Here is a 12,570-nt window from a genome sequence, read left to right on the forward strand (position 1 = left end):
CATTACCATCAATTTATCCTTTTTTGCATTGTCCTGGAAAGCCTGCGGCGTGCGGCTTGATGCTGCAAACTGGGATGCTGCGTTACTTGCCGCATTATCTGTTTCAGCGCTGGTTTCAATTGGTTTTGTTAAATAAGCAATCTTATAACCGGTTTCACTTCCTTTCTGGCCGAGTATTTCAACGTAATGATAACCATAAGCTGTGTGAATAGTTTTTGTTTGACCCACATGCCCGGTAAAAGCAAAATCATTAAAGTTTTCGTCCATTTGGCCTGAAGGGAAATTTTCGTACCTGCCACCGCTTGCTTTACTGCCCGGATCATCTGTATATCTAGCCACAACAGAATCGAAGGGAACGCCTGATTTAACCAAAGCGATAGCGCTATCCAGTCTCTTTAAAGCCGCACTGTCATCCCTCACGCGAATAAGCGTTCCGCTGTTTGGATCTTGCTGGTGCGTTGCTACCAGGATGTGACGAACAGATGCCGAATCTGGTATTTGCTGTTTAGCAACCATTTTGGCAATGGCATAACTGTTGCCGTCAAGATAAGGCCCATACACCTGGCCCGGCGCCAGTCTGAACAATGAATCTTTTATAGTTTGTTTTATTTCTTTACCGCCAATTACACTATTGTAATAATTATTATTGCCGGATGATTTTGTACTCAAAAATGATTTTTCATCATTGGTGGATGCAAGCTCAGGTTTAAGCTGCTCCAGCTCGTGCCGAACCGCAGATGAATCTGCCGAACTTGGATTTGCATTGAAGGAAACATAAGAAATAGTACGTGTTTCTTCATCCCTTTCAAACTGGGAGGAATGCTTTTTAATATAAGCTTCCATGTCTGCGGTAGAAACCTTAACTGCACTGTCTGCAATTGAGCTGTACGGAACATATACATATGATGCTTTTGCAATTGAATTGTTATCAGCATTCATTTTCTCCGTCATCCACTTGGGTATATAAATGGCGCCGGTTATAAGCGACTCATACTTCTGTGCTTTTGTTTGCATAACCAGCGGATCAATATATGCTTCGTTAAAGCTGGCAACATTGGGATCGGCGGAACGGTTCTTTAATTCCCCTATTTGTTTCTTTGCCGTATTCACATCATACATGCCCGTTTTAGGATCAGTAAAGAACTGCTGCATGAACTGCGGGGGATTGCTGCCAAACAACAAATCAGATTTTTCATTACCGGTAACAGTTATACCAAGCTTTTCGGATTCCTGGTCCATCAAAGTTTGATTGATCATATAATCCCATACCTGCGGAATTAACATGCTGCGGGAATACTGGCCGTTATTCATTTGCTCATAAAACGCTACTTTATGTTCAAATTCTTCGTGCTCAATTGACTGCCCGTTAATTTTACCAATAGTGGTTCCCGAACCTGCAGATGCATGACCTTTATTAAAGAAATAATCCTGCAGAATAAAAGCGAGCAGAGATATTGCAATCGCACCAAAAAGTATCCAGGCTGCTCTCTCCCTGATTTGTTGAATGAGTGACATAGTGATTTTTAAAGGATGGCAAAAATAGGGGAATTGAAGTTTTGAACAAATTGTGGAAAACAAAGCTTCCTTATATATTATTCATACTTTCAAACATCCCAAACATTTTCTGTGAAACGTAAATTCACATCACCCTGTTTATTTCATTGATTTTATGTGGGGAAACCTCATTTTTAATTTTTCCGGGCCTGCATAAATGGAGAATAAAAACAGGCATTTTCACCAGCGGCTGCTTTTTAGGCATTCTCAACACAATTTTTCAAATTGCTTCTAACATTTATAAATTGTGAATTGCTTCAGGCTAATTCTCACACCGCTTATATCAACACATGTTAAAATCTATTCACAATACAGGCCGGTTATATATTCTAATTGTGAAATTAATGTGGAATAACTATGGATAAGCTGCCCGAGTTTAACTTTGCATAGTGTGAACAAATAAGTTTTAACCATATTCACACTTGTAATAGTAATAGGTTCTTTTATTAAAATATTAATATAAATATATTATGGCAGATATCAACATTAATGAAGCGGATATAGAATTGAAAGGTTTTGTTGATGTGGACATTAACCCCACGCTCGATCTTTTTCATGAAATAGAACGTTTGAAAAAAGAGAAGAATGCCGTGGTGCTGGCGCATTATTACCAGGAGCCTGATATACAGGATGTGGCCGATTATATCGGTGATAGCCTGGGGCTTGCCCAGCAAGCCGCTAAAACCAGCGCTGATATGATTGTATTTGCCGGCGTACATTTTATGGCTGAGACAGCTAAAATCCTTAATCCGTCAAAAAAAGTTGTGCTGCCCGATTTAAAGGCCGGCTGCTCCCTTGCAGATAGCGCCCCTGCCGCCGCGTTTAAAGCTTTTAAAGAGCAGCATCCCGGCCACGTGGTAATCTCTTATATAAATTGTACGGCCGATATAAAGGCTATGAGCGATATTATCTGCACGAGCAGCAATGCACAAAAGATTATTGAAAGTGTTCCCGCTCATCAGCCTATTATTTTTGCGCCTGATAAAAACCTCGGCGCTTATCTTATTAAAAAAACAGGAAGGAATATGGTGTTGTGGAACGGCGCCTGCATGGTGCATGAAATTTTCAGCCAGCAAAAAATATTAAAGCTTAAAGCGCAGCATCCCGATGCAAAGCTTATTGCACACCCTGAATGCGAAGAAGCCATATTGCAGTATGCGGATTATATAGGCAGTACTACGCAGCTCTTAAGATTTGCTGCAACAGATGCAGCCAATAAATTTATTGTGGCCACAGAAACCGGCATCCTGCATCAGATGCAGAAAGATGCGCCCGGTAAAACTTTTATACCGGCGCCGCCTGATAATATGTGTGCCTGCAACGATTGCCCGCACATGAAGCTGAATACGCTTGAAAAACTATACCTGTGCATGGAATATGAACAGCCCGAAATTTTAATGGATGAACAAATTAGACTGGCTGCTTTAAAACCTATACAAAGAATGTTAGATATAAGCAAAGCGGCAGGGCTTGGCGGTTAAATATTTCTTTTAATAAAAAAGGCGGATACAAAACTTGCATCCGCCTTTTTTACGCGTAAGAAGTTCGTTATAGATACCTGTCGCCTTTTTTCTTTTTTACTTCTGCCAAAAATTCTTTTACCTGTTGCTCTTTATCTTTTTTGCAAACTAATAATACATCTTTGGTATCCACCACTATAAAATCTTCCAGGCCCTGCAATACCAGTAATTTATTTTCTTCTGATGATATCATTGTGTTTTCCACATCAAAAGTTATAACATGTTCGCCGGTTATGGCATTGCCTTTTTTATCTTTTTCAAGATTGGTGTAAGCGCTGTTCCAGGTACCGAGGTCGCTCCATCCAAAGTCGGCAGGAATAACATATACATTCTCGGCTTTTTCCATAATGGCATAGTCAATGGAAATGCTAACACATAAAGGATAAATGCGCTGAAGGGCATTCTTCTCTTCAGGCGTATTAAAATTTTCCTTTTCTGCCGCAAACAATTCATACATCTCCGGCTGAAATTGTTCAAAAGCAGCTAATACATCTTTAGCGGTCCATATAAAAATACCGGCATTCCATAAAAAATCACCACTTGCTAAAAATGTTTGGGCCAATTCAAGATCAGGCTTTTCAGTAAAAGTCTTTACTTCATACACATTATCATCCTGCACAGTGCCCAGGTCGTATTGTATATAACCATAGCCTGTATTTGGATAGGTTGGCTTTATACCCAGCGTTACAAGTGCATTATTATTTTTGGCAAACTCCAAGGCCTGCAGGCTTAGTTTTTTAAAGATGTTAACATCAATAACCAGGTGATCACTTGGCGCAACAATCAGCGAAGCTTCCGGGTCTTCCTGTAAAAGTTTAGAGGCAATATAAGCCACACAGGGAGCTGTATTTTTCCGGCTGGGTTCTGCCAGGATGTTTTCCGTGTTTAACTGCGGCAATTGTTCTTTAACTATATCCACATATTCGTCTGAAGTTATTATGTAGATATTTTCAGGTTTGATAAAAGATGCATATCGCTTATAGGCAGATTGTATAAGCGTTTCACCTGTACCAAGAATATCTAAAAACTGTTTTGGAAAAGAGGCACGGCTTTTAGGCCAAAATCTTGTACCTAAACCGCCAGCTAAAATAGCTACGTAGTTATGTTTGTTCATTGCGGGGCTAAAGTATTAAATTATTCCTTCACGAATAAGGTCGTGCAAATGTATAAAACCGAGATAAGAATCATTTTCATCCACCACTATTAATTGCGTGATGCTGTTGCTGTTCATTTTTTCAAGCGCTTCTACTGCAAGCGCAGTATTCAGTATGGTTCTGGGGTTTGCCTTAGAAATTTCAGATGCTTTTAAATGTTTTACATTATCTGTCTTCTCAAATAACCTTCTTATATCGCCGTCTGTTATAATGCCTGTTATTTTATTATTATCGTTTAAAACAGCCGTTGCGCCCAGCCTGCCGTCTGATATGGAAAAGATGACATCTTTAAATAAAACATCTTCCATAACGGAAGGGCTTTCATTCATTGTATAAATATCATTCACCCTTAAATAAAGCCGTTTGCCCAGATTGCCGCCCGGATGAAATTTTGCAAAATCATTACTGTCAAAACCATTTAGCTGCATAAGGCAAACAGCCAGGGCATCGCCCATAACCATTTGCGCCGTTGTGCTGCTTGTTGGCGCAAGATTGTTGGGACAAGCTTCCTTGCTCACTGTTGTATTTAAAAAGATATCCGCATTCCTGGCAAGAAAAGAAACATTATTGCCGGCAATGGCAATGATAATGTTGCCTGAATTTTTAATTAAGGGAACAAGCACTTTTATTTCGTCACTCTCGCCGCTTTTACTCAGTATGATAACAATATCTTTTTCCTGTATCATACCCAGGTCGCCATGAATGGCATCTGCGGCATGCATGAACAAAGAAGGCGTGCCGGTAGAGTTTAATGTGGCCACAATTTTCTGGGCAACGATGGCGCTTTTACCTATACCCGTAATAACCACCCTGCCGCCTGCCTGGCGGATGGCATTCACGGCCTTATCAAAAGAATCGTCTATAAAGTTTTTAAGATTGGCAATAGCATTCGCTTCCTGTTCTATAGTATAAAGTGCAGAACGTTGTGCGCTTGTTTCCATAACCGGCAAAAGTACATTCTTGTTTTATAGTGATATAAATACACGCAAACAACTTTAACGAATTAAGCATTAACAAAAACTTATTATAACTTATTTTTGTTTCCACCATCTGAAAGAACTACCAAAGCAGCCCGTTTTTGAACCGGCGGATTTTGGCAAATAGAATGGAATTTGTACCTTAAGAGTTTTTATAGAGCTCCCGTTTAAAAAAAAGAGAGACGGAAATTTGTGAACAATGGCAAAAAAATCACTTGCAAAAGAGTCAACTGAAGTGTTGACTGAGAAAAAGAATACTGCAAAAAAAACAGTTTCTGGAAAAACCAAAAAAAATCCAAACAGCAACCACGACATTTTCGCTGCATTACAACATCATTTTGGGTTTGAACAATTTAAACAGGCACAGGAAGAAGCCATAAACAGCCTGCTCAGCGGCCGTGATACATTCGTAATAATGCCCACAGGCGGCGGCAAAAGTTTATGTTACCAGTTACCAGCCATGATGCTTGATGGCTGTGCCATAGTCGTAAGCCCGCTTATCGCTTTAATGAAAAACCAGGTAGACCTGGTAAGGGGTTATAACGAAAACGATACGGTTGCACACTTTTTAAATTCATCTCTTAATAAAGGGCAGATAAAGGAAGTAAAGGACGACCTTACAACCGGCAAAACAAAACTGCTCTACGTGGCGCCCGAAACTTTAACCAAACAGGAAAACCTTGATTTCTTTAAGGCATTGAAGATTTCTTTTTTTGCGGTGGATGAGGCGCACTGTATCTCGGAATGGGGGCACGATTTCAGGCCCGAATACAGGCGGCTGCGGGAAATGATGGATTCTATCAATGATGAAATACCTGTAGTGGCATTAACCGCCACGGCAACGCCTAAAGTGCAGAGTGATATTGTAAAAAACCTCGGCCTGCGCAATCCGAATATCTTTATATCGTCTTTTAACCGCCCCAATCTTTATTATGAAATTCAGCCGAAGGTTAAGAAAGAACAAACGGTAAAATCCATCGTTCGTTTCATCACCAATATGGCGGGCAAAAGCGGCATCATTTATACGCTTAACCGCAAAACCACCGAAGAACTTGCTGATGTTTTGATGGCTAATAACATTAAAGCCGTTGCTTATCATGCCGGTCTTGATTCCAAACTAAGGGCCGAAAGGCAGGACCAGTTTTTGAATGAAGATGTGCAGGTAATTGTAGCCACCATTGCATTTGGCATGGGCATAGATAAACCCGATATCCGGTTTGTTATTCATTTCAACATACCCAAATCGATAGAAAATTATTACCAGGAAACAGGCCGCGCCGGCCGTGACGGGCTGGAAGGAAAATGTATCCTGTATTATTCGCATAAAGATGTGAGCAAGCTGGAACATTTAATGCGCGATAAGCCATTAAGTGAACGCGAAGTGGGTGCGCAATTAATAAATGAATCTGTTGCTTACGCCGAAAGCTCCGTGTGCAGGAGAAAGATACTGCTGCATTATTTTGGTGAAGAAAGGGAAGAAGAAAACTGCGGCGCCTGCGATAACTGTCTTCATCCAAAAGAAAAAATAGAAACAAAAGATGAAGTGGTAAAAGCGCTGAAAGTAATTAAGGCGCTTGATGAAAAATTCCCCGCAGAATATGTGGTGAATATTTTAATTGGCAAGCTTACGCCGCAGGTAATGATGTTCCGCCATGAGAAGTTTCCTGAATTTGGCCTGGGTAAAGAAAAAGACGAGCATTTCTGGAACAGCCTTTTACGGCAGATGCTGCTGGGCAATATTATAAGAAAAGATATTGAAGAATACGGCCTGCTTAAGTTTACGGAAGCCGGCGTTAAGTTCATGAAAAAGCCCGTTTCATTTAAAATTGTGCTCAACAATTTATTTGAAGAAGCGGATGAAGATGATGATGAAAGCGAAAGCAGCGGCGGCGGTGCGGCAGCAGATGACAGGCTGTTTGAAATGCTGAAAGAACTGCGCCATGAAGAAGGCAAGAAGAAGAAGCTTCCGCCGTTTGTTATATTCCTCGAAAGTTCGCTGCAGGATATGGCCACCATGTATCCCACTACTTTGGCGGAGCTTGAAAAATGCCAGGGTGTGAGTAAAGGCAAGGCGCTGAAATTTGGAAGGCCGTTTGTGGACCTTATAGCCAGGTATGTGGAAGAAAATGATGTGGAAAAGCCCGATGATTTTGTAATGAAATCTGTGGTGAATAAAAACAGCAACAAAATTTATATTATTCAGAACATAGATAAAAAGATACCGCTGGCCACTATTGCCCGCAACAAAGATTTAAGGCTGGATGGTTTGCTGGAAGAAATGGAAACCATTGTGGCAAGCGGCACCAGGCTTAACCTTGATTATGCCATTGACGATATGAACCTGGATGATGATGATAAAGAAGAGATAATAGATTATTTTAAGAATTGCCAGGATTCATCGTTACAGGTGGCGCAGGAAGAATTATCCGACAGTGGCTATAATTGGGAGCAGCTTAAAATAATGCGCATTAAGTTTTTAAGCGAATTTGGAAACTGATAATTGTTCTTTTCTTATACAAAAGCCTGTGGTTTTAAACCGCAGGCTTTTTCTTTTTATGATAATACAGGTGTAGCCCAGGTATTAAAAAAATTTTCTTTTGGAAATGACACCTGGGAACAACGGAATAGCATCTCGTAACCCCGGAATGACACGTGGGATTAACGGAATGGCAGCTCTTAACTTCGGAATGGCATCCGGGAATAACGGAATGGCAGCTCTTGACTTCGGAATGGCATCTGAGATTAACGAAATGCCATCTCTTAGCTTCGGAACCGCACCTGGGATTAGCGAAATGCCATCTCTCAGCTTCGGAATGGCATCCGGGAACAACGAAATGACATCCCGCAACGGCGGGCAACCATTACACAACAGCAAAAAAGCGGTGAATCCTTAAAATAAAACCGCTGAACACTTTTATTAATCACTAAACCAATCATTATGACACTACCACAAACTGCCAAACAAAACATGTATTATGCAGTAGCTGCATTTTTTCAAACCAATGCTGCTGCCTTCGCCGGGTTTACAAGGGTGCAAACCGAAATAACCGTTTTTAACCAGCAAAACACGCAGCTTGAAAATTATATTAATGCACAGGCCGGCACCAGCAAGGGGATAACCACCCAGAAAAGAACGCTGCTTGAAAATATGGCCGACCTTACCGTAAAAACCAGCCGCAAAGCGCTCGTATATGCTGTGGACAACAATAACGATGAACTGCAGCACCTCTTTGACGTGCAGGTGTATGAACTGGAAAAGAGTACCACTGCCAAAACACTGGCTGCCGTGCAGAATATTTATGCAGCCCTGCAGTCTTTAAACGGCGCGCTGGCCGATTACCGCGTTACGGCGGCAGATATTACCGCCATTGGCGATGCGATTGCGGCCTATAAAGCCGTGACCGGTGCGCCGGAAAATGCACAGGCGGCATCTGAGGCAGGTACCAAGGGTATAGAGGCCACTATGCTGCTTATTGATAAAAGCCTGAAGCTGCTGGATAATCTTATTATCAACGGTATGGATGATAACCCCGGGCTGGTGAATGAATACCGCGAAGTGCGCAAGGTGAAAGAAATGGGCACGCGCCATACCGGCCTCATGGCCACCATAAACGATGCAGCCGGCGGCACCGCCATTGAAGGCGCTGTAATGCTGGTGCAGGAGCTGAACAAACAAGCCGCCAGCAATATATTGGGCGTGGCAGCTATTGAAAGCATGAAAGCCGGCACCTGGCATGTAATAATAAGCGCCGCCGGTTATGTTACACAAACACAGGTATTAAAAATAGAACAGGGCAAAACGCTGGAAATGGAAGTGCGGATGATAAAAGAAGGTTGATCTATGGGTTTTTTATTGTGGTTTAAACAGGGCTGTTGCCACGTGCCGCACAGCCCTTGTTTTTGGGTTTGTGAGGGGTGGATTATTCTAACGACAATTGATTCTGTATAACATTAAAGTGTTGATTTTGAATAGCGGGTTTTTTGAATAGTTTCGTATTTTGTAACATAAATCAGCGTGTCGTGCGTCAGCTTAAAGACAACCGTTACAGAAAGATTTTGAATGAAAAAAATAGACCTTCATACACATACAATTTCGACAATAAGCGACTATTCTTTTTACTTTGACCTTTCAAAGGTTAAAGAGTATGTTGACAAGTTGAAAATAGATGCTTTAGCTATTACGAATCACAATGTTTTTGATTTAGCACAATATTTACAGATTAAAAACAGTCTGACAATTACTGTTTTTCCAGGCATTGAAGTCGACTTAGAAGGCGGTCATCTTTTGGTAATAACTGATTCAGACGAATTTGAAGTTTCAAACTTTGATGAAAAGTGTAAGCAAGTTTCTGCCTTAATCAAAACAAATACGGACACGCTAACTATTGCTCAATTCAAAAGCATTTTTACTGATCTTCACAAATACATTCTAATACCGCATTACGACAAAAGTCCAGAAATAAAGAAAGCAACAATATTAGATTTACAACCTCATATCACATCAGGTGAAGTAGCTAGTATCCCAAAATTTAAACGAATGATGAAAGAACAGAACGGGCTAACGCCCGTCCTGTTTAGTGATTTGCGTTTTAGTAGTAGTTTAGTTGACTTTCCGACAAGACACACATTTGTTGACCTTAAAGAAATTTCGATAGCAGGTATTAAATCGTGCTTTGCAGACAAATCAAAAATCTCACTTACAAAAGAAAGTGGTAATGATTTTTTTCAAGCGACCGATGAAGGCTTAGAATTATCAACTGGTTTAAATATTATTTTGGGCGGTCGTTCATCAGGTAAAACAGTTACTCTTGATAAAATAGCTGCATCTTCGGGAAGTGCTAAATACGTTAGGCAATTCTCGCTTCTTCAAAATGATGAAGAGACTTTTAATAGGACAAACGACACTAGGCTAAGCATTGTGAATAACAATTACTTAACTGAATTTAAATCAGTAGTTGAAGATGTTGTTCAAGTTGACCTTAAACAAAACCTGCTAAGTATAGAAAGCTATTTAGAGTCACTTAAAAAATTTGCAACAGAAAGTGAGAAAAAAGATTTGTATTCGAAATGCTTGTTATTTAGTGAAGAACTATTTTCTTTAGAAGATTTCAAAAATCTTGATAAGCTTATTGAATCTGTAACAACACTAATTGAAAACAACGAGTATCAAGACATAATAACCAAATACATATCTCAGGAAAACCTGAAAGGGCTACTAAATGAGCTAATCCAAAAAGCAATAGTTTCAAAAGTTGAGAATGAACAAAAGAAATGGTTGAATTCTATCATTAACGATGTTCAACGTGAATTAAGGGTAAAAACCACTAGCACTTTTATAGAAAACGTGGATTTTTATAAAATCGCAACAGATGAAATGAAAGTGACGAAATTCAATCAAGTAGTTTCAGAACTAAAAAAACCGAGAAATATAAACCGAGAAGAATTAGGCAAGTTTTCAATTATTACAACCGCAAAGCCAATTGAAAGTGCTTCGGATTTACAAAAGATTGGGCGAGACAAAAGAACTTACAGCACAGCACTAGGTAAGTATAATGAACCTTATTACTATGTTCAAAAACTTAGAGAGGCAGGAGTTGAAGACGCAAATCTTTATAAATTCTTCGTAAAAATTGAATCCGTTACTCTAAACAAAGACGGATTTAAAGTTTCAGGTGGTGAGCGATCTGAATTCAACTTAATTCACGAAATAAAAGATGCTACCCAATACGATATACTACTAATTGATGAGCCTGAATCTTCTTTTGACAATTTATTTCTAAGAAAGGAAATAAATACACTAATAAAAGATATGGCACAACTAATGCCAGTTGTGGTAGTTACTCATAATAGCACTGTTGGTGCATCAATAAAACCAAATTTTGTTGCTATCACTCACAAAAACCTAGAAGACGGAAAATTTGTATATCGCATATTTACCGGTTATCCATCGGACAAAGAATTAAGTTGTTTTGACGGAACAAAAATTAAAAATTATGAAGCAATTCTTAACTGCTTAGAAGCGGGTGAAGATGCTTACACAGAACGTAAAACTCAAACTTATGAAATACTTAAAGATTGAAAACAATAAAGGTTTTTATCGACTTGATTCAAGCCAAGATATTTGGACAGACGTTGACCAGATCAATAAAGAACATGTATTGGATTTGCTAAAATTTGCTTCAACAGGTGAATTTGAAATGGACGAGTATAAAGACGAACTACTTCAAAATCCTGCTCATAATATCATTTATAAAAATATCTATGGCAAGTTTAATGACTTTTTAAAAAACAAGACAAGGTTTCAGGACAGTGCCGAATCAACTTATAAACAAGCAATTGAAAAATACCAATTATAATGACAGATAAGAAAGCCAAACGCACAACAGCAGTTTGGCAAAATGGCGGGTTTAGTGCTAAATTCAAGTTCAGTTCTTAGATTAGACTTTAGTGCAAAACTGAACAGTTGGGCTTCGATTTCCGCTACTTCGCCAAGCTGCAAAACGTTAGCTGCTATTATTCTGTCGCAGCAGGGTCTTCATTGCAAAGCCGGGTGCGCAGGATGCGACCCTGCATTGTTAGCCGGTAATGCTTCATTCAGACTTCTATGAATTACAACAATCAAAACATTTACTCCCTTTTCATTAGAAAGAATTAAAATAACACGCAGGGTCTCGTGGCTTTGCATAAATGCCATTAACGAAGACCCTGCTGCGACGTAAATATATTTTGTACTTTGGTTTTTTAATCGGCTTCAGTTGCCAGGCTGACAATCATAAAATACCAGCACAGCAGCAAGCCAGGAACGTTGGCCGCAAGTTTAGTGTGACAGCCTACAGTTTAAAATTTTTAATAAAACAATATGATCACAATAACAAAAGAGGCAAACTTTCTCACTCTCATAAATGTATTTACGGTTGACCCAATTAATCAACAAAAACTTGTTGACTTGTTGACTTTGGCAACTGAAATTAGCGTTCGACAAATAACCGGTTTTATTTCTTCAAGTCTGCACCGCAGTATTGACGGGACAAAAGTTACAATGTACGCACAATGGAAAAGTATTGAGGACTATCAAAACATGAGGAGCAATTCAACAGCTTCGCCTTATTTAGAAGAAGCTCTTAAAATAGCCAAATTTGAACCAGGAATGTATGAAGTTGTAGAAACTTTTTTGCCAACAGTCAATTAATTTTTTCTGTCGCAGCAGGGTCTTCATTGCAAAGCCTGGTGTGCAGGATGAGACCCTGCGTTGTAAGCCGGTAATGCTTAATTCAGGCTTCTATGAATTACAACAATCAAAAACATCAGGTCAAATAATATATCTTTATTCACCTTCGGCATAAGCGCAGGCAGGCGCAATGCTAT

9 protein-coding genes are annotated in these 12,570 nt (G+C 39.7%); 6 read left to right on the forward strand and 3 right to left on the reverse strand.

Features of this window, described 5'->3' with window-relative positions:
- Window positions 1-1,515 (reverse strand): peptidylprolyl isomerase (locus tag ACTHN6_RS15935; RefSeq protein WP_440436767.1); only part of this gene is annotated, 1,515 nt, incomplete at its 3' end.
- A gap of 509 nt (window positions 1,516-2,024) precedes the next feature.
- Here ACTHN6_RS15935 and nadA point away from each other — a divergent pair.
- Window positions 2,025-3,035, forward strand: coding sequence for a quinolinate synthase NadA (nadA, locus tag ACTHN6_RS15940; protein WP_440436768.1), 1,011 nt, complete (start codon window positions 2,025-2,027; stop codon window positions 3,033-3,035).
- A 67-nt stretch (window positions 3,036-3,102) separates the two neighbouring features.
- On the opposite strand, the gene ACTHN6_RS15945 is transcribed toward nadA, so the two are convergent.
- Entirely contained in the window at window positions 3,103-4,188 is a 1,086-nt protein-coding gene (locus ACTHN6_RS15945; RefSeq protein ID WP_440436769.1) for a mannose-1-phosphate guanylyltransferase, read from the reverse strand.
- A gap of 15 nt (window positions 4,189-4,203) precedes the next feature.
- Window positions 4,204-5,169, reverse strand: coding sequence for a KpsF/GutQ family sugar-phosphate isomerase (locus ACTHN6_RS15950; protein WP_440436770.1), 966 nt, complete (start codon window positions 5,167-5,169; stop codon window positions 4,204-4,206).
- A gap of 235 nt (window positions 5,170-5,404) precedes the next feature.
- On the opposite strand from ACTHN6_RS15950, the gene recQ reads away from it, so the two are divergent.
- The 5 genes from recQ to ACTHN6_RS15975 all read left to right on the forward strand — a co-directional run bounded on the left by recQ (window position 5,405) and on the right by ACTHN6_RS15975 (window position 12,394).
- Complete coding sequence (gene recQ, locus ACTHN6_RS15955) at window positions 5,405-7,702, forward strand: DNA helicase RecQ (RefSeq protein ID WP_440436771.1); 2,298 nt, start codon at window positions 5,405-5,407, stop codon at window positions 7,700-7,702.
- A gap of 441 nt (window positions 7,703-8,143) precedes the next feature.
- Complete coding sequence (locus ACTHN6_RS15960) at window positions 8,144-9,043, forward strand: hypothetical protein (RefSeq protein WP_440436772.1); 900 nt, start codon at window positions 8,144-8,146, stop codon at window positions 9,041-9,043.
- 222 nt (window positions 9,044-9,265) lie between these two features.
- Window positions 9,266-11,284 carry a hypothetical protein gene (locus tag ACTHN6_RS15965; protein ID WP_440436773.1) on the forward strand — a complete coding sequence of 673 codons (2,019 nt, stop codon included), beginning with the start codon at window positions 9,266-9,268 and terminating at the stop codon, window positions 11,282-11,284.
- Window positions 11,265-11,561: a hypothetical protein gene (locus ACTHN6_RS15970; RefSeq protein ID WP_440436774.1), complete on the forward strand. Its 297-nt coding sequence runs from the start codon at window positions 11,265-11,267 to the stop codon at window positions 11,559-11,561. Before ACTHN6_RS15965 ends, ACTHN6_RS15970 begins: the two co-directional genes overlap by 20 nt.
- A 503-nt stretch (window positions 11,562-12,064) precedes the next feature.
- Complete coding sequence (locus ACTHN6_RS15975; RefSeq protein ID WP_440436775.1) at window positions 12,065-12,394, forward strand: antibiotic biosynthesis monooxygenase family protein; 330 nt, start codon at window positions 12,065-12,067, stop codon at window positions 12,392-12,394.
- The last annotated feature ends 176 nt before the right edge of the window (window positions 12,395-12,570 follow it).

This window comes from Parafilimonas sp., from assembly GCF_051953455.1.
In the GTDB taxonomy this organism is placed as follows: domain Bacteria; phylum Bacteroidota; class Bacteroidia; order Chitinophagales; family Chitinophagaceae; genus Parafilimonas.